Source organism: Chitinophaga alhagiae (assembly GCF_003568665.1).
Taxonomy (GTDB): Bacteria; Bacteroidota; Bacteroidia; order Chitinophagales; family Chitinophagaceae; genus Chitinophaga; species Chitinophaga alhagiae.
In genome coordinates, this window is the sequence record NZ_QXMH01000001.1 from 1,711,728 (window position 1) to 1,734,262 (window position 22,535).

A 22,535-nucleotide genomic window follows, 5' to 3' on the forward strand; every position below is an offset into this window, starting at 1 on the left:
GGGAAGCAACTCTGAATAGAATGTTAAAAGAAAGGCCTAGAAAACTTCACTTTTGGGGTAGTCGAAAAAGAGAAAACGTTTCTTGGCCCTGTCAAACTCTTCCCAGTGGTCTGTTTCCGCTTCTATGGCAAAAATGCCGGCGGTGGGCACGTTGTCTATCCGGATCTCTTCAGTAAGGTAATTGGCAAAATCAGTGATGCCGGGGTTGTGGGCAAAAATGGCTACGGCGCTAAAGTCGTCGTCTATTTTGGTGATCACTTTCAGAAAGGTGGAGGCATAGCAGAGGTACAGTTCTTCTTCCAGCAAAATGGCTTCCTTAGGATATTTCCATTCTTTGGCCATGATGCGGGCGGTAGACCGCGCGCGTTTAGCCGGGCTGGAGATGATCAGTTCAGGAACGGTACCGCGGGAAAGCAGCCTGTTGGCCATTTCAGGAGCGTTTTCTTTACCCCGTTTATTGAGCGGACGGTCAAAATCGTCCATTTCAGGGTCGTTCCAGCTGGATTTGGCGTGGCGAATGAGCAACAATGTTTTCATACACATCGTAAACCATTGACTACCTCTAAATTACGGCATTTTACCGTAAGTTAATACACGGGTGAAAAACGCGCCCTGAATTAAGGAAAAGTTAACAATGATGAAAGGGATATATCAATACCCTCTTTCGTTCTTGCCTTCCATATAGTTCATAAAGGCTTTGTTCACCACGCGGTTGCCGCCGGGCGTGGGGTAGTTGCCGGTAAAGTACCAGTCTCCGAGGTTGCTGGGACAGCTGGCGTGCAGGCTTTCTATGTTCTGGTAGATCACTTCCACTTTTGCGCTGATGCCCGCGGGGGTGATGATCTCGGCAATTTTTGCGGAGATCTCTTCCGGCGTGAAGGGTTTGTAGACGTTCTTCACCACGTTCTGCGCATTGAGCGTATTGGTGCGTTCCAGCTCTTTGCAGAGGCCGTAGGCTTCCTGGAGGATGTATTCCTTACCTTGCTCCCGCAGCAGCGCAATGGCGGCCTGGAAGGCCACAAACTCGCCCATTTTGCTCATGTCTATGCCATAGCAGTCAGGGTAGCGGATCTGCGGGGCGGAGCTCATCACAATGATGCGTTTGGGCCCCAGGCGGTCCAGCATCTTGATGATGCTTTCGCGGAGGGTGGTGCCCCGTACAATGGAGTCGTCTATTACCACCAGCGTATCTGTGCCGGGGCGTACGGTGCCGTAAGTGATATCATATACGTGCTGCACCATTTCGTTACGGCTGGAGTCTTCCGTAATGAAGGTGCGCATCTTCACGTCCTTGATGGCTATTTTGTCTATTCTTACCCGGCGGTTCACCATCTCTGTGAGTTTCTCTTCGTCAAAGTCCTTCCCCCAGCTCATGATGCGTTCTACCTTGATCTTGTTCAGGTAGTCTTCCAGGCCTTTGATGAGGCCATAGAAGGCCACTTCAGCGGTATTGGGTATGAAGGAGAAGATGGTGTTGCGCAGGTCGTTGTCTATGGCTTTCAGCACGGTTTCGGAGAGGTGGTAACCGAGGGCGTGCCGTTCCTTGTAGATCTTTTCATCGTTACCGCGGGAGAAATAAATTCGCTCAAAGCTGCAGGCACGGCGCTCGCGGGCGGGAATGATCTCTTCTATGCTGTACTCGCCGTTTTCCTTTACGATCAGGGCGGTGCCGGGCATCAGCTCCATCACCTCATTTTCCCCTACGTTAAAGGCAGTACGGATAGCGGCCCTTTCGGAGGCGGCCACGATCACGTCTTCATTTACATAGTAGTAGGAAGGGCGGATGCCGTGAGGGTCCCGGATCACGAAGGCGTCTCCCGAGCCGATGAGGCCGCATACATGGTACCCCCCGTCAAACATGGAGAAGGCCTGTTGAAGGATGGCCTTTACATCCAGCCCGTTCTGGCGCATCTCGTCTTCCTTGGCCAGGAAGTGATGCACCACTTCCAGCATGGCGGCCAGGTCGCTGTTCTTGTGGGTCTCTCCCGGCTGCACTTTCACGAAGTTGAACAGCTCTTCCACGTTTATCAGGTTGAAGTTGCCGGCCATGGTGAGGTTGCGGGCGGGAATGGTATTATACCGTACAAAGGGGTGGCACAGTTCAACGTTGTTCTTTCCCTGGGTGGCGTAGCGGAGGTGCCCCATCAGCAGCTCTCCCAGGAAACGCACATGGCCTTTCAGGAGGCCGGGATATTTGGTGATCTCAGGCTGGTATTTCTCTATTTCCGATATTTCGTCCCTTATTCTGCCGAATACGTCCCCAATAGGCTGGGCCTCACTGCTCCGGATGCGGTGCATGAAAGGCACGCCGGGTTCGGTGTGCAATTTTACAGTGGCCACTCCCGCGCCGTCCTGCCCGCGGTTATGCTGCTTTTCCATGAGGAGGTACAGCTTGTTAAGGCCGTAGAAAACCGATCCATATTGCTGTTGATAATAAGAGAATGGTTTTCTTAATCTTATGAATGCCAAACCGCATTCATGCTTTATCGCGTCACTCATGCCGTAAAATTGAAGTCGCAAAGTTACGCCTAAATATTCAAATCACCCACGGCTTCAGGATTCTGCCAACAGCGTGCCGGCCGGCCTTGTAAAACAGCCACAGGAGCGGTGTTTCACGCAGATCACGATGGCATAAAAAAATCCCGGTTACCTGCAGGTAACCGGGATTGGTGCTGTAAATATTTTTTTCCGCCGTTAATTGCTTGCTACAGCATCGTTATGGGCCATCCACCGGGTGATGTTGGCGCAATTGCGGTATTCATCTTCAATGTGTACGTAGAAGGTGGGCATTTTGTCTACCAGCCATTTGGCCAGGGCGGAAGCCTGTTTTTCCTTCAGGGTACGGGCCTGGATACGCGCGTAGTCGTCATTCAGGTTTTCGCGGTGCGGCTCGGTGCGGGTTTTAAGGTACACCAGGCGCAGGCCTTTGCGGCCCCGTTCGTCCTCAAAAGGCAGCGGTTTGGAAACGCCGCCGGGCTTCAAGGAGTCCAGCATCATGACAATGTCTTTGGTGGAGGGGTCGTCCAGCATATCAATGGTCAGGAAGGTGCTGCCCGTTTGCGGGTTTTGCAGCATCCCGCCGTTGAACTTGGCCATTGGCTCGTCACTAAACTTGGCTACCGCCTCTCCGAAATTCATTTTACGTGTTAAAACGAGGTTCCTGATGCTGTCCAGCTTATGGGTGGCAGCTGCAAGGTCCGCGCTTAAAATATTAGGCTCAATGAGGATGTGCTGTACCGTTACCCGGTCTCCCCCGCGTTTGTTCATTTTGATGAGGTGATACCCGAACTGTGTTTTCACGGGGTTGGAGATCTCCCCTTCCTTCAGCCTGAAGGCGGCCGCCAGGAAGTCGGGGTCCCAGGTTTTGTCACTCCTGTTCAGCACGTAAACGCCACCGTTTTCCTTTACGGCGGGGTCTTCAGAGTAGAGGCTGGCATAGGTGCCAAAGTCCCCTTCCTTGTTTTCCACTTTCTTTTTCAGCTCCAGCAGGCGGTCTACGGCGTATTTATCCATTTCACGGCCGGCTTTGGGCAGCAGTATGAGCTGGCCTATTTCCAGTTCAGACTCGTAGAACGGAAGGCTGTCTTTCGGGATGCGTTCAAAGTTGGACTTCACTTCCGTGGGGGTCACTTTTACGGCATTCACCACCTTGTCCCGCATGGCATTGGCCAGCATGCTTTCACGGATGGCGCTGCGGAAACGTTCACGGAGCTGGTAAATGGTGTAACCGGTTACTTCGGTCATTTTTTCCCGGCTGCCGTAGCGTTGTTCCGCCCAGCGTATCTGGCTTTCAATACGGCCGTCCACGTCTGCCTCGCTGATGGGCAAACTGTCCCGTTCCGCCTGCAGCACCAGCACTTTCTGCGCTATACTTTCTTCAATGGCAAAGCAGGAGGCGTTCGGCGGCAGGGGTTGCCCTTCCAGGGCCCGCTGCTGCATGTCTACCATGGCAGATTCAATATCAGACTGGAGAATGATCTTATCTCCTACCTTGGCAACAATCTTGTCAGCCACCATTTTCTGCCCCTGTTGTGCCACTGCCGCCTGGAAGAGCAGCATGGCGCCAAAAGAAGATATAAGAAATTTTTTCATAGTAACGTTACTGAGAACCCAAAATAACCAATAAAAAATTAGCCGCACAAAGTCGGCTAATCTATTTAACAAAAATTTCGGGATTGGGCGGGCCTTTACGCCTTGCCGGGCAAGGGGTAAAGGCCGCCTTTTCCTGTATTAGAGCGTTCTTTTTACTTCCACTTCTTCAAAGCCTTCTACAATGTCTCCCACTTTGAGGTCATTGTAGTTTTTGATGCTCAGGCCGCATTCCATGCCGGACACTACTTCCTTCACATCATCTTTATAGCGTTTGAGGGACTGCAGTTCGCCGGTATAGACCACAATACCGTCTCTTACAAGGTTCACGCGCGTATTGCGGGCGAGCTTGCCGTCCAGCACGTAACAGCCGGCCACGGTAGCCTTGTCGAACTTGTAGGTTTCGCGGATCTCCACGTTGCACACCACCTTTTTCTCGATCTTCGGCTCCAGCATCCCTTCCATAGCGCTTTTCAGCTCGTCTATGGCGTCGTAGATGATAGAGTAGGTACGGATCTCGATGTTCTCTTTCTCCGCCAGGCGGGCCGCATTCATAGAGGGGCGTACCTGGAAGCCGATGATCAGGGCGTCTGAGGCGGTGGCCAGCAGCACGTCTGATTCGGTGATCTGGCCTACGCCTTTCAGCACTACGCTCACCACGATCTCTTCTGTGGAGAGTTTCTGCAGGGAGTCGCTGAGCGCTTCCACGGAGCCGTCCACGTCACCCTTGATGATGAGGTTGAGCTGTTTGAAGTTGCCCAGTGCCAGGCGGCGGCCGATCTCGTCGAGCGTGATGTGTTTCTTGGTACGGATACCCTGTTCGCGCACGATCTGTGCCCTGCGGTTGGCGAGGTCTTTAGCTTCGGACTCGTCTTCGTACATCCTGAACTTCTCACCAGCCTGCGGCGCGCCGTTGAGACCGAGAAGCTGTACAGGAGCGGAGGGGCCTGCTTTTTCAACACGTTGGCCGCGCTCGTTGAACATGGCCTTGATTTTCCCGAAGTGCTGGCCGGATACGATGGTGTCTCCCTGCTGGAGAGTACCGTTCTGTACCAGTACGGTGGTCACGTAACCGCGGCCTTTATCGAGTGTAGCTTCAATTACGGAGCCGGTAGCCTCACGGTCAGGGTTGGCTTTCAGTTCCAGCAATTCCGCTTCGAGCAGTATCTTTTCGAGCAGTACGTCTATGTTCAAGCCGCTTTTGGCGGAAATTTCCTGGCTTTGGTATTTACCGCCCCAGTCTTCCACCAGCAGGTTCATGCCGGCCAGTTGTTCCTTGATCTTTTCAGGGTTGGCGCCGTCCTTGTCTATCTTGTTGATGGCAAACACCATGGGAAGGCCCGCTGCCTGGGAGTGGGAGATGGCCTCACGCGTCTGGGGCATGATGGCATCATCTGCCGCCACCACAATAACGGCAATGTCAGCCACCTTGGCACCGCGGGCACGCATGGCGGTAAACGCTTCGTGACCGGGGGTATCCAGGAAGGTGAGTTTTTTGCCTGTGGAAGTGGTTACCTGGTAGGCGCCGATGTGCTGGGTAATGCCCCCAGCCTCGCCCGCTACCACGTTGGCATTGCGGATATAGTCCAGCAGGGAGGTTTTACCGTGGTCTACGTGACCCATGATGGTCACAATGGGCGCACGGGGCACCAGGTCTGCCGGGTCATCCACAATTTCTTCCTCTTCATCTTCCGTAGCGTCATCTATCCCGATAAATTCCACTTCATAGCCAAATTCGCCGGCTACCAGCTCTATCACTTCCGCATCCAGGCGCTGGTTGATAGACACCATGATGCCGAGGCCCATACATTTGGAGATCACTTCCGCAAAGCTTACGTCCATGAGGTTGGCCAGCTCGCTAACGGAAACGAACTCCGTTACCTGCAGCTTGTTATCGTCTCCCGCACGGGCTGCTTCGCGTTCAGCCGCTTCGTGACGTTTGTCTCTTCTGCGGGAGGCCTTGGTATTGCGGCCGGTACGGCCGGTGCCGCCCAGTTTGGCCATGGTCTCCTTGATCTTGTTCTGTATCTCGTTCTTGTCGATCTCTTTGTCTTCCGTTCTGCGGGGCGCGTTTTGGCCGTAGCCGCCCTGGCCGGGCCGCTGATCGCGCCGCTGGTGCGGACGGTTGGGACCGGTGCCGGGTGCTCCGCCACGGTTGCCGGGGTGTTGCCCGCCGGGCCGGTTGCCGCCGTGATGCTGGCCGCCTCCGGGGCGGTTGCCCTGTCCGGGGCCGCGATTGTCTCTGTTGCCGGGGCCGCGGTTCGGGCCCTGGCCGGGACCACGGTTGTCCCTGCTGGCGGGAGCCTGGCCTTCCTTGGCAAATTCGCCCGGTTTAATAGGCTCCGGCTTCTTTTCTATAACAATGCGCTTGCGTTTACGCTTTTCGTCTTTGCTGCTGAACCCTTTATTGTCCCTGCGGTCCTGGGACACAGGCAGGTCAATTTTGCCGATTACCTTGGGGCCGGTGAGCTTGGTGGCCTGGATATTTTCGATCACTGCGTTGCTGTTATCGTCTCCTGATTCATCTGTTGATTCGCTGGCCTCCGTTGCAGGAGCAGGTTCTGCCGGGCGGGGAGTTTCCGCTTTGGCTGCAGGTTTTTCTTCCGCTGCCGGTTCTTTAGCAGGGGGCGGTGTTGCAGCCACGGGTTTTTCTTCCGTTTTGGCTACGGGAGCGGGTTCCGCTTTTTCCACCTTCACTTCTTTTTCTTTTTCCTTCTTCTCCTTTTCCGGCGCTTTTTCAGCTACCGGGGCGGGCGCTTCCGCCGGCGCCTGTTCAGCTTTTTCTTCCGGCTGTTCTTTTTTGGCCGCTTTTTTATTGCGATTGGCGGTGTTGAGCGCTTCCAGGTCAATAGTACCCATCACTTTGGGGCCATTGATGCGGGGAGCTTCCGGTTTCACCACTTCTTCTTCGGCCTTGGGGGCTTCCTCTTTTGCTTTGGGCGCTTCAGGCGCGGGCGCAGGTTTGGCTTCCGCCACCGGTTCCGGTGCGGGTTCCGGCTTCGGTTCCGGTTTGGGCTCCGGCTTTTCCGCTTTCACTTCCGGGTGCGGGGCAGGCTTGGGCGCCTCCGGCTCCGGTTGCGGTTCGGGTTTTACAGGGGCAGCTTCTTCCTTCTTTTTGGCAGCGGCTTCCGCGTCTTCTTTCTCTTTCTTCTTTGCCGCCAGTTCTGCCTCCTCTTTCTCCTTCTTTTTAGCTGCGTCTAACACCGTTCCTTTGGGCAGGGCAATCTGGTCACTTTTCCTCTTGTTGGCCTTGTCCTGTTGGAATTCCTGCTGCAAGGAGCTGTACATCTGGGCTGTAAGACGGGCGTTAGGAGAACCGAATTCACCCATGTCGAAGCCCTTATTGGTCAGGAACTCGACAAGCGTGTCCTTTCCAATATTGAATTCCTTGGCCGCAGCCAGCAATCGCGGTGTGTTGTTTGTTACTTCAGGCATATCGTATTCTCGTCCTTCCCGTTTAATCCCCACCAACCGGCGGAGTAATTCTTTTAACATTTTAACAATAACTCAAATATCTCTGCAATTAAAGCCTACCTCATGGGAAGGTGTAGCGGCCGGCTTTATTATTCTTTTTCAAATTCTTCCTGCAGGATCCTTCTCACATCCTGTATGGTCTCTTCTTCGAGATCTGAGCGGCGGACCAGTTCTTCCACTGTCAGGTCCAGCACGCTGCGGGCAGTATCGCAGCCAATGCGTTTCAGCTCATCTATCACCCAGGGCTCTATTTCATCTGCAAATTCTTCCAGGTCTATATCGAACTCGGTCTGTTCCTGCTCTTCATCCCGGAACACGTCTATTTCAAATCCCGTCAATTCGCAGGCCAATTTTATGTTCACGCCTTTTTTACCGATGGCCAGGGATACCTGGTCCGGTTTCAGGTAAACGGAGGCGTACTTGTTATCATTGTCAATGTCCATGCGGCTGATGCGGGCGGGCGTGAGCGCGCGCTGTATCAGCAGCTGGATGTTGGCGGTATAGTTGATAATGTCTATGTTCTCGTTGCGCAGCTCACGAACGATCCCGTGAATGCGGGAACCTTTCATGCCCACACAGGCGCCTACCGGGTCTATCCGGTCGTCATAGGATTCCACGGCCACTTTGGCTCTTTCGCCGGGCTCGCGCACGATCTTTTTGATCACAATAAGCCCGTCAAAGATCTCAGGCACCTCAATTTCAAGGAGTTTAGCCAGGAAGGAGGGATGCGTTCTGGAAAGGATGATCAGCGGGGAGTTGTTTTTCATCTCCACTTTTTTCACTACCGCCCGCACATTTTCGCCTTTTTTGAAATAATCCGTTGGTATTTGCTCGGATTTAGGCAATATTAACTCATTCCCTTCATCATCCAATAATAAAACTTCCTTTTTCCACACCTGGTATACCTCGCCGGTTACGATCTCGCCTACACGGTCACCGTATTTTTTCACCAGGATGTTCTTTTTCAGGTCCCCGATACGGGCAGTGAGCGTTTGTTTGGCTGCCAGAATGGCCCGGCGGCCGAAATCTAGGATCTCCACTTCTTCGTAGAGGTCTTCCCCTACCTGATAATCGGGCTCTACCAATATAGCTTCCGAGTAGGCGATCTGGGCGTTCTCGTCTTCTACGGTGCCGTCTTCCACAATGGTGCGGCGGCGGAGGATCTCCAGGTCACCTTTCTCGGTATTTACAATCACGTCAAAGTTCTCATCTGAGCCATATTTCTTTCGCAGCAGGGTCTTGAACACATCTTCCAACACCTTCATCAACGTAGGGCGGTCAATATTTTCCGCCTCCTTAAACTCGGTGAATGACTCAATCAGGTTAATACTAGCCATGTTCTGTTATAGTTTTTTAAAACACGATACACACTTTGGTGTGTTTTATTTCGGATAAATTGATATTTGTTTGTTTAATTTCTTTCTTTTTACCAATGGTCTCCTCCAGGAGCAGCTCCGTGTCTGTAACGGAGAGGAGCTTGCCTTCCGTGACGGTACCGTCCAGCCGGGTTACCTCCACCTTGCGGCCAATGTTCTTGGTGAACTGCCGCGGTGTTTTCAAGGGCTCATCCAGTCCGGGAGAGGAAACTTCCAGGGAGAAATCGTTATCAGGGAACAGCCCGGCGGCTTCCAGCTGCGGGTATAATTGCCTGTTGAGCGATACCAGCTTGTCAATTGACGCTCCGTTATCTGCATCCACAAAGACCTTCACATTATTGGTGGGTTTAATACGTACCTCCACCAGGAAATACTCCGGCTTGTCTGCCAGCAACGCTTCCAGCATTTCCCGGATGCGTGCTATCACTTGTTCATTTGCCATACCAAAAAGAAGAAGGGGACAACGCGCGTCCCCTTCATTTGAATCATTTTTCCTGTACAAAATTAGTATTTATTTTCATTCCAAAAACTATTTCTTCCAAATATAACACCGCGGAAAGCCCGCACCCAGTCATATTATTAATTAGCTTAATGAAATACGAATGCGCGGATATTGGTTTAACTTAGGGAAGATGTTTCCCCGGATCAATATGGAGCTGGCCGCCTGGGTGGCGGGCTTGGCGTACCTGGCGGCAATAGACCCGCATGCCGGCCTGCCGAGCTTTTGCGTGTTCAGGCTGGCGGGGTTCAGCGGCTGCCCGGGCTGCGGGCTGGGCACCTCCGTGAGCCTGCTGCTGCACGGGGAGCTGCGCGAGAGCCTGGCCCACCATTGGCTGGGACTGCCGGCGCTGGCGTTACTGGTGGCGCGCATCGTTAAACTGACCAAACTTCAATTCAGATATGAATGACTTCTATTTTGCCGCACTGCCCGGAATGGACCATGAGGAGCTGGTCTGGCTGGAAGAGCTGACCAAGAAATATGATCCGGAAACACGGAAACGTTTCCTGATGCTGTACCAGAACCGGCGGAAAGACCCGCAGACCATTCTCATTACCTGCCTGCTGGGTTTTGTGGGAGTAAACGGCATTCACCGTTTCCTGATGGACCAGGTGTTGTGGGGCCTGCTGTTCCTTTTCACCGGCGGCTTTTGCCTGGTGGGTACTATCATAGACGCCATCAACTACCGCAAGCTGACCTGGGAGTACAACAAACAGGCGTCTATGGAAATTGCCGCCATGCTGGGGAAATTTTGATGCGGGCAGTATGCAACGGCCGGTGAACAGGCCGCCGCTATCCGTTTTTCCGGTGCCGGATACCACGTTCCCATTACGTTAAAGAAACCTTAAAATGCCTGGTAAAAAGGCAGAGACCGTTATCTTTGTGTGATTATGTTAAGGTTACTATTTTATATTTTTATAGGCTGGATACTGTACAAACTGGTATTTGACTTCATCATTCCCGTATACCGCGGCACCAAACAGGTGCGCCGCCAGGTGCGGGATATGCAGCAACACATGCAGGAACAGTTCCGCCAACAGCAACAACAACAGCAAGCTCCGCCACAGCCCACTTCCCCATCCGCACCCAAGCGTGAAAAGGGCGATTATATCGACTTCGAGGAAGTGAAATAACTAATTCCTGAATATATCCAGTACGGTTTTCGGCGCCTGCAGGTGAATGACCTGTATACCCAGGTGGCTGGCCGCGTCTACGTTCGGCAGCGTGTCATCTATGAACAGGGTTTCTTCCGGGCGCAGGTGGTTCTCGTCCAGGATGACCTGGTAGGCCTCCTTTTCTGGTTTGCGGAAACCGATAAGATGGGAGTAATAACTCTTGTCGAAGAACGCCCCTAGGGAAGGGATGCCACGGCTGCGCTCCAGTATCTTGTTCACTTCTCTTAAATGGATGGCGTTGGTGTTGCTGAGGAGGTAGAGGTTGCAGTGCAGCCTCAACTGCTGCAGCAGCTGCAGCCGCGCCAGCGGGAAATCCAGCAGCATGGCGTTCCAGGCATCAATGATCTGCTGGCTGGTGACTTCTCCGGGGATGTGGGGCCGCAGTTGTTCGATGAAATCTTCATCTGACACGCGCCCGGTTTCGAGGTCTTCAAAAAGGGCATTGGCATGGAACTGGGAATAGAGCTCCGTGAAGTTCTTTACACCCAGGTCTGTGAAGGCCTTGTTGGTAAGCTGGTAGTTGATGTTGAGGAGTACGCCCCCGAGGTCGAAGATGATGTTTTTGATTCCTTGCATGGCGGGGGCAAGTTGAAAAAAATTCTGGTAATTTGTATAAAAAATATTTACTTTTGCCGTCCCTTGAGAAAAGGGCCCAAAAAGTTTGTTATATATTTTATTGTCCGAAAGGACCGGTCCTATAGCTCAGTTGGTTAGAGCACCTGACTCATAATCAGGGGGTCCCAGGTTCAAGCCCTGGTGGGACCACGAAGGCAGCCTTAAACAGGTTGCCTTTTTTATTTCCTATGAACCACTTACTAGTGGCGGGTTTGAGGCTATGCCTCTTTCTAAAGTCTTCATTTTTATTCTTTATAAGTTTCCCGGCTTCATGACCCTTCACCTTCAATTTGGGTCACGAAATGGGTTACAAGCCAAAAGCCCCTAAAGGGGAAATCAGTATTGATAATCACAGGGGGAAAATCAGGTTAAGGTGGCGGCATGAGGGGGTCAGATACCCGTTAAGCCTTCCTTATACCTACTCTCCTGAAAATATGCATCATGCTACTATTAAAATAGCGGAAATGTGTCATATTGTTAGAGATTGGGTTTGAGTCTGTCTCCAAAGATAATAGATAGCTGTGCAAGAGTCTGATTCCAGTTGTGGACTGGTTTGTTCCACTTGGCATAGATATTCTCCTGAACAAGGAATAAGAGTTTCATCAGGGCGCCTTTCGATTGGGTTACAGCCCTTAGCTGCCGATGGAATCCCTCGATGATATTTGTGGTATACATGATCCTGCGAACATCCTTGTATGACGAAATGAATCGTATTACATGATTATCATTTACTTATGGAAATATGATTTCATGGACTTCCTTTACAGTCATGCCGGTAAATTGGGTGGTCATGACAATACGGTATGGTGTTTTCATACTTCAGGGTTTGAGGTTAATATAGCCCTCTTTCTCGTCTTCAGCCTTGATATATATCAAGAAAATAAAGCTCCTTGAGCAAACGATCAACCCCTGTGAGTATTTTCCCTCCCCCCTTTACCGGAATTTTGCACCACCATGCTACCTATGCCTCCCCTATGCCGTTTCTCAAACGAGATGCCCCGCTGCATTTAGTCCGGAACGTCAATTTTTGTTTAATAAACCATACCCATATGAAATCAAAAATGACCGCTATCGCCGGCATGCTGGTAGCTTTTTCAATGACCGCTTTTGCCCAATCCTCCGCCGACGCTACTGCCACGGCCACTATTATCACGCCCATCAGCATCAGCAAAACCGTTGACCTGAATTTTGGCAATGTTGCCGTAGGCGCAAGCACCGGCACTGTAGTATTAACGCCGGCCGGCGGACGTTCGGCAACCGGGGGTGTAAGCCTTCCCACAACGGGTGGTACCGTTACCGCAGCATCTTTTGATGTAACAGGTGAAGGCACCTATACCTATTCCATCACCCTGCCCTCTTCCGTGACCATTACGCGGAACACCGGCTCGGAAACCATGACGGTAAATACTTTTACCAGCACACCGTCTACAACAGGCGCACTCACCGCAGGCGCTCAAACACTTACCGTTGGAGCTACGCTGAACGTAGGGGCAGACCAGGTACCGGGCACATATGTTTCCGGCACCACCTTTACCGTAACAGTTAACTACAACTAAAAGAAGCGGCTGACTGGAAAAGGATACCCTGCATCACGCAGGCAGTGAAGGCATGGCTGTTGTACGCGGCCTCCGGCACTGCTTTTCTAGTCAGCCTCTTTTTTGCAATCCCTCTACCTGTCATGCAACAACTTCATTTTCCGCGGCGGGGCCTGTTACTATTGGCCATTACAGGCGCCCTGCTGCTTTCTGCTCTTCCCTTCCGGCAAACAATGGCCCAGGGCAACCTGATGATAATGCCCCGGAGGGTGGTTTTTGAGAACAGTAAAAGACTGCACGAGCTGAACCTCATCAATACCGGGCAAGACACTGCGCGGTACGCTATTTCACTGAAGCACTACCGTATGAAAGACGATGGTTCTTTTGAAGAAATAGACACCGCCGCTCACGATGCCAGTTTTGCCGACAAATACTTACGCTTCTTCCCGAGAAATGTTGTGCTGGGCCCCGGTGAGGCCCAGTCTGTCCGCATCCAGCTGACCCAGACCGGTAGGTTGCTCCCGGGAGAATACAGGTCTCATCTATATTTCCGGGCTGTGCCAAATGAAGCCCCGCTCGGCCAGGAACCCGCCGGGCAATAAGCTGCCGGCGTAGCGGTGAAGCTGGTACCTATATTCGGCATTTCCATACCGGTTATTATCCGCGTGGGTACACGTGATACGGAAGTAAGCCTTTCCGCCGCTTCCCTGGAAATGACAGACCCCGCCACACCGCTCCTGAACCTGTCACTTCACCGAAAAGGCAACATGTCTGTCTACGGCAACATCACCGTAGAGCATGTTTCACCAACAGGCGCCGTTACAAAAGTGGGCACCGTACAGGGGCTGGCGGTATATACGCCTAATTCCGTACGACATGTAAAAATTCCGCTTGCCAACGCTGCCGGGGTGAATTACAACCGCGGCAGGCTGCGTATCGCATACAAGGAACCACCGGAAACAGGCGCCGCTTCTATTGCGCAAACACAGTTGCCGCTGACCGGCAACGCACTTCAAAACTAGATGATGGGCATAACCTGGTTAAAACAAAAGCAGTTGCCGGCAATGATCTGTACGGTGACCTGCTTTCTCTTCAGCACGGCCGCCGCCGCGCAAATAACGGCCGTCAGCACGGCGCAGCAGCTGAGCTTCGGCGCGTTTTCCCAAGGCAATTCCGGGGGAACGGTAACGGTTAACGCCAGCGGTACCCGGTCTTCTACCGGCGATGTGATACTGGTCAACATGGGTGTTTCCTATTTCCCTGCCATATTTGAAGTGGAGGCGGCGCAGGGCACTATTATCAATATCGTCAACGGCCCGGACGTTCCGCTGAACGGCAGCAATGGCGGCAGCATGCAGCTGCACATCGGGAACGCGGACCAGACCCTGCCGTTCGTAACTACCGCAACACCGCCGGCACGCACTTCTGTCAAGATCGGCGCCACGCTTACCGTGGGCGCACGCGCCGCCAACCCGCCGGGCAATTACAGCGGCACTTTCTCAGTAACCTTTATTCAGGAATAATCACAGATGACTGGCAAACACAGGCAGCACTCAGCCCTATATTCAATGCTTCGCACTTATTGTAAGACGGCTGCCGGCCTGCTGCTGGCTTTGCTGCTGCCCATTGCAGGCATGGCGGAAGACGAGCCGGCGTATGACGCCATCACCATCCAGCTGACCGTGAAGCAGGTTGGCAATATGGATGTGATGGCCGTTATAACCGGGCAGGAGCTTTACCTCCCCGTGTCTGATGTTTTTAACTTCCTGAAGATCAAAAACACCCTGTCTGCGGACATGAACACCGTCAGCGGTTTTTGGGTAACGCCTGAAGCCCCGTTCGTTATTGACAAAAGCCGCCACCGCATCAGCTACCGCCAGCAGGTGTTTGACCTGCCGCCCGGCGATATGATGGTGGTAGAAAACAGCCTCTATCTGAAATCCCATCTCTTCGGTAAAATATTCGGCCTGCCTTGCTCCTTCAGCTTCAGGAACCTCTCCGCAGTTATGGACGCCACGCCAGACCTGCCGGTAATACGGGAAATGAAGCAGGAAATGATGCGCCGCAACCTGCGGCAGCTCAGGCAGGAGCCCGAGGCGGACACAACCATCACCCGCAACGACCCTTTCTTCCGCTTCGGCATGGCAGACTGGGAAGCCGTAGTAACACGCCCGGGAGAAGGCCCGGTGGGCACCCGGCTCAATTTGTCTCTCGGGGCCACCCTGGCAGGCGGTGAAGCCACCGTAGCGCTCAATTACCAGAACAATACACCCTTTTCTTCGGCAAGACAATATTTTTCCTGGCGCTATGTCAATAACGACAACTCGCTTGTACGCCAGGTAAGGGCCGGGCATATAGCCCCGCAGGCCGTTTCCACCATCCTAGACCCTGTTGTGGGCATACAGGTCACCAATACGCCCACGCTGTACAGGCGCTCCTTCGGTACCTACACGGTAAGCCAGTTTACCGAGCCGGACTGGATAGTGGAGCTGTATGTGAACAATGTGATCGTTGATTACACCCGCGCGGACGCTACCGGCTTCTTCACGTTCGACATTCCGCTGATGTACGGCAACTCCCTTATCCAGCTCCGGTTTTACGGGCCTTGGGGAGAAGAGCGCTCCAGCGTGCAGAACATCGTGATCCCCTTCAACCTTGTTCCTCAGCGGGAACTGGAATACACCGTGAGCGCCGGCGTGCTGACAGATACGCTCAACAGCCTGTTTGCCAGGGCCAACTTCAACTATGGCCTTGGCCGGCAGATAACCGTGGGGGGCGGCATGGAATATCTTTCTTCTGTTTTCTCCGACAAAGGCATGCCTTTCCTGAATACCACGTTCAAGCCTTTTAACAATATGCTGGTATCCGCGGAATACATGCATGACGTGAGGTCAAAAGCAGTGGCCAGCTACCGCCTGCCGTCAGACCTGCAGGCAGAGCTGAATTACACCAGGTACGCCAAAGGCCAGCGGGCCATCAACAACCGCGCGCTGGAAGAAAGGAAGGCCATTGTGTCCATGCCATTACGAACGCAGCGCTACGTGGTATTTTCCCGGCTAACGTTCAGTGAGATCATTGCCCCTCGTGTGCTTTATCCCACAGCAACCAAGTACCGCAACATTCCGAAAACAAAATACACCTCTTCAGACCTGATGCTGTCCGCCTCCTTCCGCCGCTTCAGTACCAATTTTACTACTACCGGTTTGTTCATTGCGGAAAACGATCCCTACATGTACAGCCTTCTTTCCCTGGCTTACCGGCTGCCAGCCAGGTTTACGTTCAAGCCGCAGGCCCAGTACCAGTACAACGATGGCCGCTTCATTACCATGCGGCTGGAAATGGAAAAGCAACTGGCGGGAAGGGGCTTCATAAACATTGCCTATGAAAAGAACTTTTATACACAAAGCAATAATGTGATGCTGGGCGTGTCTTTCGACCTGTCTTTTATGAGAGCGGCGTTTGCAGCGGCCAGGAGCAACAATACCACCACCCTGATGCAGTCTGCCGGCGGCAGCCTCATCTACGACAACAAAAGCAGCCATGTAACCCTGCGCAACCGCCCGGCGGTAGGCACCGGCGCCATATCCATCCTCCCGTATCTCGATCTGAATGGCAATAACCGCCGCGACCGGGGCGAGCCCAGGGTAACCGGCTTGAAGCCGCGCATCAACGGCGGCCGGTTAATGAAAGAGGCCCGGGATACCGTTACCCGCGTGTTTGACCTGGAGGCCTACAGGAACTACTACCTTGAGCTGGATGACAGCGGCCTGGAGAACATTGCCTGGCAGTTAAAAAAGAAAACCATGAACGTGGCCGTTGCCCCCAACCAGGTGAAGTTGGTAGAGGTGCCAATTGCGGTAAAGGGCGAAGCATCCGGCATGGTATACCTGCTGAAGAACGGGAAGCAGGCAGGCCTTGGGCGCATCATTGTCTCCTTCTATGACAGCAACGGCATGCTTGCAGGAAAAACAGTTACCGAACCAGACGGCTTTTTCAGCTACCTGGGGCTGGCCCCCGGCGCGTATACGGCCCGTATTGACGATCAGCAGCTGGAAAAACTGCGGATGGTGTCTGCTACAGGGGAGGCGCCCTTTACCATAGCAGCAAGTACACAGGGCGCCGTGGCGGATGGGCTGGTGTTCAGGCTGAAGCAGGAAGTGGAAAAGTGATCCCGGGGGGCTTCAATTTTCAGCGCCCCTATGATTTCCCCCAAACTTCCCGTAAATTCATCCCGACCTAAAAAAACCCTCATGGTTCCACGTTATAACTACGCCGTTCGCGTATCTCTCATTGCCGCGCTGGGCGGCTTCCTCTTCGGTTTTGAAGTAGCCGTTATTTCCGGCGCGGAAAAAACCATTCAGCAGCTTTGGGGCCTTAATTCTTTCTGGCAGGGCTTCACCGTAGCCTCCAGCCTCATTGGCACCGTAGCAGGCTCTTTGGTGGCGGGCTGGCCGGCGCAAAAGTACGGGCGTAAGAAAGTGCTGGTGGGCATTGCGCTGATGTACCTGCTTTCCGCGGTTGGCTGTGCGCTCAGCACCGCCTGGTTGCTGTTTGTGCTGTTCCGCTTCATTGGCGGGCTGGCGGTAGGTATTTCCTCCGTGGTGGGGCCCATGTATATTTCAGAAATATCTCCCGCGCCTATCCGGGGCAGGCTGGCGGGCTCCTTCCAGGTAAACATCGTATCCGGTATACTGGTGGCCTACCTGGCCAACTTCCTGCTCTCAGGCATCGGGGAAGATGCCTGGCGCTGGATGCTGGGGGTGATGGCCATCCCCGCGGCTGTATTTGCCCTGCTGGTACGCACCATTCCCGAAAGCCCGCGCTGGCTGGTGCTCAACGGGCAGGATGCCGAAGCGGAAAAGATATTCGCAAAAACAGGAGAAACCGGCATCACCGCCCTAATCAGGGAGGAGCATGCGCTGGCCTCACAGGGCATCAAAGAAAAACTGTTCTCCGGCAAATACAACAAGCCTATTTTCTATGCCGTGCTGCTGGCCATGTTCAACCAGCTGTCCGGCATCAACGCCATCATTTATTACGCCCCGCGCATATTTGAGATGGCCGGGTTTGATGAGGCCAACGCCTTCCAGCAATCCGTCTACATCGGCGCGGCCAACCTGCTGTTCACCCTGCTGGCCATGAGCGTGATAGACCGTTTTGGGAGAAAGAAGCTGCTGCTGATCGGCGCGGCGGGCATGATCGTATTCCTGGCGCTCACGGCCGTTGCTTTCAGCAACCCTGAAAAGGGCGGCGGCGCGGTGATCTTGTACCTTGTTGGTTTCATTGCCTGCTTTGCCTTTTCGCAGGGAGCCGTGATATGGGTGTTCATTTCCGAGATATTCCCCAATGCGGTACGTTCGCAGGGCAGTTCTCTCGGCAGCTTTACCCACTGGATCATGGCAGCCATCATTTCCTGGACCTTCCCGGTAATTGTGGAAGGCAGTCCGCAAGGCGGCTTCTATTCGTTCATCTTCTACAGCATCATGATGCTCCTGTCTTTCCTCTTCATCTGGCGGGTAATGCCGGAAACAAAAGGCCGCTCGCTGGAGCAGATACAGGAAGAGCTGGGCATCCGCTGAGGCACTGTAACTTTTCCGTTCTGCCGCCCGTTTAACAGGAAATGCACGATCTATGAAATACATGCTTTACTTTTCCCTGCTTATCCTGCTGGCCGGCTGCAGCAAGAACAAATCACCATATGTCAATGACACCCTCATAGGCAAATGGCGGCTGACCATCAACGCTTATTCACCCGGCGGGCCTATTGAAGAACACCCTGCGGACCCTTCCAAACCGGTGGTGATCTCGTTCAAAAGTGACGGCACTTTTATCAGTACCGCTCCCGGCAATAAATACAATCATTTTACCATAGACAGTAATACGGTGACCACTACCGGGCCTGACGTTACTACCTTTACGTATGAATATACCATTTCCGGCAGTACGCTGACCCTCACTCCCGTCAATCCCAGGTGTATTGAAGGGTGTTATAAAAAATATGTGGCTATACGGTAGCCTTCCCTTTACGTGAATGACAAATAAAGGGCTTCGGGAGCAATTGCTTTTGAAGCCCTTTATAGTTATATTTGATGAGGCCGTACCTTACAAACGCTCTTGCCATGAAAACCTACCGCTCAAAAATAGATACCTGGCTGGTGCTGTTCGTTTTTTCCCTGCTGCTGGTGGTGGAAATTACGCTCGTAGCGCAGCGGCTGTGGGTTACTTCCATCATCATCATGCTGGTGATCTTTTTTATTATTCACCTTTTCCTGAATACTTATTATACCCTTACTGCAAACAAGCTGCAGATCACCTGCGGGTGGCTGTACAAAAAAGATATTCCCCTGCAAAGCATCCGGAAGATCATGCGCACCAGGAACCCTTTATCTGCGCCCGCCCTTTCCCTGGACCGGCTGCTGGTCTTCTTTGACCGCCAGCAGGTCATGATCTCCCCGGCAGACAAGGAAGCATTTCTGCAGGATATTCAAACCCGGAACCCGGCCATCAATATCTGAGGCGCTGCTTTTCACTATCCGTTAAAATGTATACATTGGCGGCATTATGGTTGTCCTGATCCAATCCAAAGACCGCATTGGCCTGGTGGCCGATATTTCCCGCATTATGGCCGCGGCGCGCCTCAACATTGTATCCCTCCGGGAGCATGTAGACAAAGTGGAGAACCGCTTTTACATCCGCATAGAAACCGAGAACGAAGCAGATCCTTCCGCACTGGAACAGGAGATCAGGAAGGTATTGCCGGCAGACGCGCTGATTGCCATCAACCCCCGTCCTGAAAAAAAGATAGTGGTAATGGTCACAAAAGAGTACCATTGCCTGGCAGACATACTGGTACGGCACCAGTTCAAAACGCTGGGCGCCACGGTGCAATGCGTCATCGGCAATTACCCTGTGCTGCAGAATATCTGTGAGCGGTTTGGCGTACCTTTTCACCTGGTAAACCACGAAGGGATAGAGAAAGAAACGTTTGAAGAAAACATCCTGCAACATATAGACGCCTGCCAGCCTGACTACATTGTGCTGGCCAAGTTCATGCGCATCCTGAGCCCTGCTTTTGTTGCCCGCTACCCCATGCGCATCATCAACATCCACCATTCCTTTTTACCGGCTTTTGCCGGTGCGCATCCCTACCGGCAGGCCTTTGAGCGCGGCGTGAAGCTGATCGGCGCTACCTCCCATTTTGTGACAAACGAACTGGACGAAGGGCCTATCATTGCCCAGCAGGTCATTCCCGTTAACCATTCCTATTCAGCGGGAGATATGATGAAGGCCGGGCAGGAAATTGAAACTTCCGTGCTGGCAAAGGCATTGCGGCTGGTGCTGACAGACAGGGTGTTCATGTACCGCAACAAAACGGTGGTATTCGAATAAGGCGCTCACCCCATATGCGCCACCCCAATGCCAGGGGCTATTTCAAAAGCAATGTTCACCCGGGTACCCTGGGCCGCGCCGTTTTCATCATACAGGTCTGTAACCCTGATGTTGAAGCTGGTATTGAAAAGCACTTTGTACAGCTCTACCCGTTCCATGCACAGGCTCATGCCTTTGGAGGCATGTTTGCCTATCCGCTGCCGGGAAGATTCCACGCGGCCAATGCCGTTATCCTGTATTTCGCAAAGCAGTACGTTTTCCCGCTGGCGGCGCCAGTGTATCTGCAGCCGGCGCTGGCCCTCCTTGTTCATGAGGCCGTGCCAGATGGCATTTTCCAGGAAAGGCTGTATCAGCATGCCGGGTACGAAATACTCATCGGGGTTAATGCTTTCGTCTATCTCCATATTGAACTCAAAAGGCTTGTCGCTCCGCAGGGCCTCTATTTTCAGGTAATGCCCCAGCAGGTCTACCTCTTCCCGCAGGGAAATGAAATTTTTCTCCGAATGCATGAGCACCATGCGCAGCAGGCGGGCAAAGTTGGACACGTAGTCCGCCGCCTTGTCTATATCTGAAGAAAGGATGCAATGGTAAATGCCGTTCAGGCAATTGAAGAGGAAGTGGGGGTTCATCTGGCTTTTGAGCGTTACCAGCCTGAACTCCGCCAGCTGTTTATGCAGCAGCTGCACCTCCTGTTCCTGCCGGCGGGCCTGTTCCTCCATCAGCGTACGGCCTATTTTGGAAGAGCAGATGGCGGCTATTTTTTCAAGGAGGTACAGATGGCCGGCATGATAGAAGTTTTTGCGGGAATGTTCGGAATCTATTACGCCAATCACCTTATGATGCAGGTAAATGGGCACAGCCAGTTCCGAAAAGCGTTTTTCATCATCTACAATATAACGCGCATCGCGGCTGGTGTCCGGCACCAGCTCGGGCTTGCCGTGCAGGGCTACGGAACCTACTATACCACGCCCCAGGGGAATTTCAATTGGGTCACGTATTTCAAAGCGCACCGGGTTTTTGGGGCCGTAGGCGGCTTTCTGCACCAGCACCCGCCGGTCTTCATCTACCAGGTAGATCACACAATCTTCCAGGTGCAGGCGGGAGATGCAGTTTTTGGCCACGTCCCAGAGGATGTCGTCTACCGTGTTTTTGCCGAAAAGTGACGTGGTAAAATAGTTCAGGGTAGCCTCTGCCTTGTACTGACGGCGGTAATGCACCATTTTCCGGTATAAAACCGCCAAAAGTACCAACAGTAGTATAATGATAATGATGTATGCTATAACCGGCATGGGGAGGCCTTCAATTTCCGCCAAAAATTACTCATTTTTCTTTACAGGGCGTTATCTTTGTTGAATGGAGCAGATCGTGCAGCAAATAGAAGCATACAAACAGGAGATTGCCGCCTTCCGGCCTGAGAACGCGGAGGCGCTGGAGCAATACCGCATCAGGTTCCTCGGCACCAAGGGGCTGGTAAAGGCCCTCTTCGGGGAAATGAAGAACGTGCCTAATGAACGGAAAAAGGAGTTCGGGCAGGTGCTGAACGCCTTTAAAGTGCTGGCGGAAAGCCGGTACGAAGAGTTTCAGCAGCTGAAAGACGAAGCCGGCAGCGCCACGGGGCAGTTGGACCTGACCCTGCCTGGCGAGCCCCACCGCCTGGGTACCCGACACCCCATCAGCCTGGTACGCAATAAAGCCATCCGCATCTTTGAACGGCTGGGCTTTACCATTGCAGAAGGCCCGGAAATCGAGAACGACTGGCACAACTTTACCGCGCTGAACCTGGCGGAAAACCACCCCGCACGGGATATGCAAGACACGTTCTATGTGCATAACAACCCTGACTGGTTGCTGCGCACCCATACCTCCTCCGTTCAGGTAAGGGCCATGGAAGAAGGCAAACTGCCCATCCGCATCATCTGCCCCGGCCGCGTTTACCGCAACGAGACCATCAGCGCCCGCGCGCACTGCTTCTTTCACCAGATAGAAGGGCTGTACATTGCGGAAAACGTGTCTTTCGCAGACCTGAAACAAACGCTCTACTACTTTGTACAGGAGTTTTTCGGCGAAAACTTCAAAGTACGCTTCCGCCCCTCTTTCTTCCCGTTCACAGAACCCAGCGCGGAAATGGATATTTCCTGCCTGATCTGCGGCGGCGAAGGCTGTAACGTGTGCAAACATACCGGCTGGGTAGAAATTCTCGGTTGCGGCATGGTGCACCCCCAGGTGCTGGAAAACTGCGGCATAGATTCCAATAAATATACCGGCTTTGCCTTTGGCATGGGCATTGAAAGGCTGACCATGCTCAAGTACCAGATCAAGGACCTGCGCCTGTTCTCTGAGAACGATGCCCGTTTCCTGAAACAGTTCCAGGGCACGGTGTAGG

The 22,535-nt window shown here is 53.1% G+C and carries 21 protein-coding genes, 1 tRNA gene and 1 pseudogene; 14 read left to right on the plus strand and 9 right to left on the minus strand.

Going from position 1 to position 22,535, the window contains the following annotated elements; genetic code table 11:
- Nucleotides 1–36: 36 nt before the first annotated feature.
- From D3A97_RS06815 to rimP, 6 genes are all read right to left on the minus strand, one after another.
- Nucleotides 37–537, minus strand: coding sequence for a SixA phosphatase family protein (locus tag D3A97_RS06815; RefSeq protein ID WP_119077633.1), 501 nt, complete (start codon nt 535–537; stop codon nt 37–39).
- Between the two features lie 114 nt (nt 538–651).
- Nucleotides 652–2,379: an amidophosphoribosyltransferase gene (locus tag D3A97_RS06820; protein WP_232825873.1), complete on the minus strand. Its 1,728-nt coding sequence runs from the start codon at nt 2,377–2,379 to the stop codon at nt 652–654.
- 315 nt (nt 2,380–2,694) lie between these two features.
- Nucleotides 2,695–4,092 carry a peptidylprolyl isomerase gene (locus D3A97_RS06825; RefSeq protein WP_119077635.1) on the minus strand — a complete coding sequence of 466 codons (1,398 nt, stop codon included), beginning with the start codon at nt 4,090–4,092 and terminating at the stop codon, nt 2,695–2,697.
- Between the two features lie 138 nt (nt 4,093–4,230).
- Nucleotides 4,231–7,524 (minus strand): translation initiation factor IF-2, encoded by a 3,294-nt coding sequence (infB, locus tag D3A97_RS06830; protein ID WP_119078468.1) that lies wholly within the window; start codon nt 7,522–7,524, stop codon nt 4,231–4,233.
- A gap of 128 nt (nt 7,525–7,652) precedes the next feature.
- Nucleotides 7,653–8,900 carry a transcription termination factor NusA gene (nusA, locus tag D3A97_RS06835; RefSeq protein ID WP_119077636.1) on the minus strand — a complete coding sequence of 416 codons (1,248 nt, stop codon included), beginning with the start codon at nt 8,898–8,900 and terminating at the stop codon, nt 7,653–7,655.
- A 16-nt stretch (nt 8,901–8,916) separates the two neighbouring features.
- A complete protein-coding gene (gene rimP / locus D3A97_RS06840; RefSeq protein WP_119077637.1) occupies nt 8,917–9,381 on the minus strand; it encodes a ribosome maturation factor RimP in 465 nt (154 codons plus the stop codon).
- 190 nt (nt 9,382–9,571) lie between these two features.
- Here rimP and D3A97_RS06845 point away from each other — a divergent pair, with 190 nt between their 5' ends.
- The 3 genes from D3A97_RS06845 (at nt 9,572) to D3A97_RS06855 (ending at nt 10,571) form a co-directional block, all read left to right on the plus strand.
- A complete protein-coding gene (locus tag D3A97_RS06845) occupies nt 9,572–9,847 on the plus strand; it encodes a DUF2752 domain-containing protein (protein ID WP_157986387.1) in 276 nt (91 codons plus the stop codon).
- Entirely contained in the window at nt 9,840–10,193 is a 354-nt protein-coding gene (locus D3A97_RS06850; protein WP_119077639.1) for a TM2 domain-containing protein, read from the plus strand. Before D3A97_RS06845 ends, D3A97_RS06850 begins: the two co-directional genes overlap by 8 nt.
- A gap of 129 nt (nt 10,194–10,322) precedes the next feature.
- Nucleotides 10,323–10,571 carry a hypothetical protein gene (locus D3A97_RS06855; protein ID WP_498365908.1) on the plus strand — a complete coding sequence of 83 codons (249 nt, stop codon included), beginning with the start codon at nt 10,323–10,325 and terminating at the stop codon, nt 10,569–10,571.
- Here D3A97_RS06855 and D3A97_RS06860 read toward each other — a convergent pair whose 3' ends face one another.
- The gene (locus D3A97_RS06860; protein ID WP_119077641.1) at nt 10,572–11,189 is read right to left on the minus strand and encodes an HAD family hydrolase; all 618 of its coding nucleotides are present in this window, start codon (nt 11,187–11,189) and stop codon (nt 10,572–10,574) included.
- 115 nt (nt 11,190–11,304) lie between these two features.
- On the opposite strand from D3A97_RS06860, the gene D3A97_RS06865 reads away from it, so the two are divergent.
- Nucleotides 11,305–11,378: transfer RNA gene (locus tag D3A97_RS06865), tRNA-Ile, on the plus strand.
- A gap of 327 nt (nt 11,379–11,705) precedes the next feature.
- On the opposite strand, the pseudogene D3A97_RS25415 reads toward D3A97_RS06865, so the two are convergent.
- Nucleotides 11,706–11,921, minus strand: a pseudogene (locus D3A97_RS25415) (IS256 family transposase); the annotation flags it as partial.
- A gap of 356 nt (nt 11,922–12,277) precedes the next feature.
- On the opposite strand from D3A97_RS25415, the gene D3A97_RS06875 reads away from it, so the two are divergent.
- From D3A97_RS06875 to purU, 9 genes are all read left to right on the plus strand, one after another.
- Nucleotides 12,278–12,784, plus strand: coding sequence for a DUF4402 domain-containing protein (locus tag D3A97_RS06875; protein ID WP_119077643.1), 507 nt, complete (start codon nt 12,278–12,280; stop codon nt 12,782–12,784).
- A 122-nt stretch (nt 12,785–12,906) separates the two neighbouring features.
- Nucleotides 12,907–13,365 carry a fimbrial biogenesis chaperone gene (locus tag D3A97_RS06880; RefSeq protein ID WP_119077644.1) on the plus strand — a complete coding sequence of 153 codons (459 nt, stop codon included), beginning with the start codon at nt 12,907–12,909 and terminating at the stop codon, nt 13,363–13,365.
- A 15-nt stretch (nt 13,366–13,380) separates the two neighbouring features.
- Nucleotides 13,381–13,785 (plus strand): hypothetical protein, encoded by a 405-nt coding sequence (locus D3A97_RS06885; protein ID WP_119077645.1) that lies wholly within the window; start codon nt 13,381–13,383, stop codon nt 13,783–13,785.
- Nucleotides 13,786–13,827: 42 nt separating this feature from the next.
- Nucleotides 13,828–14,286, plus strand: coding sequence for a DUF4402 domain-containing protein (locus tag D3A97_RS06890; protein WP_157986388.1), 459 nt, complete (start codon nt 13,828–13,830; stop codon nt 14,284–14,286).
- A 45-nt stretch (nt 14,287–14,331) separates the two neighbouring features.
- Complete coding sequence (locus tag D3A97_RS06895) at nt 14,332–16,932, plus strand: hypothetical protein (RefSeq protein WP_119077647.1); 2,601 nt, start codon at nt 14,332–14,334, stop codon at nt 16,930–16,932.
- An 81-nt stretch (nt 16,933–17,013) separates the two neighbouring features.
- Nucleotides 17,014–18,342: a sugar porter family MFS transporter gene (locus tag D3A97_RS06900; protein WP_119078469.1), complete on the plus strand. Its 1,329-nt coding sequence runs from the start codon at nt 17,014–17,016 to the stop codon at nt 18,340–18,342.
- A gap of 52 nt (nt 18,343–18,394) precedes the next feature.
- A complete protein-coding gene (locus D3A97_RS06905; RefSeq protein ID WP_119077648.1) occupies nt 18,395–18,778 on the plus strand; it encodes a lipocalin family protein in 384 nt (127 codons plus the stop codon).
- A 104-nt stretch (nt 18,779–18,882) separates the two neighbouring features.
- Nucleotides 18,883–19,278 carry a PH domain-containing protein gene (locus D3A97_RS06910; protein ID WP_157986389.1) on the plus strand — a complete coding sequence of 132 codons (396 nt, stop codon included), beginning with the start codon at nt 18,883–18,885 and terminating at the stop codon, nt 19,276–19,278.
- A gap of 46 nt (nt 19,279–19,324) precedes the next feature.
- Complete coding sequence (purU, locus tag D3A97_RS06915) at nt 19,325–20,152, plus strand: formyltetrahydrofolate deformylase (RefSeq protein WP_198673887.1); 828 nt, start codon at nt 19,325–19,327, stop codon at nt 20,150–20,152.
- Nucleotides 20,153–20,157: 5 nt separating this feature from the next.
- Here purU and D3A97_RS06920 read toward each other — a convergent pair whose 3' ends face one another.
- Nucleotides 20,158–21,372 (minus strand): histidine kinase, encoded by a 1,215-nt coding sequence (locus tag D3A97_RS06920; protein ID WP_198673888.1) that lies wholly within the window; start codon nt 21,370–21,372, stop codon nt 20,158–20,160.
- Nucleotides 21,373–21,505: 133 nt separating this feature from the next.
- Between D3A97_RS06920 and pheS the strand changes: the two genes are divergently transcribed.
- Nucleotides 21,506–22,534, plus strand: coding sequence for a phenylalanine--tRNA ligase subunit alpha (pheS, locus tag D3A97_RS06925; RefSeq protein WP_119077652.1), 1,029 nt, complete (start codon nt 21,506–21,508; stop codon nt 22,532–22,534).
- The last annotated feature ends 1 nt before the right edge of the window (nt 22,535 follow it).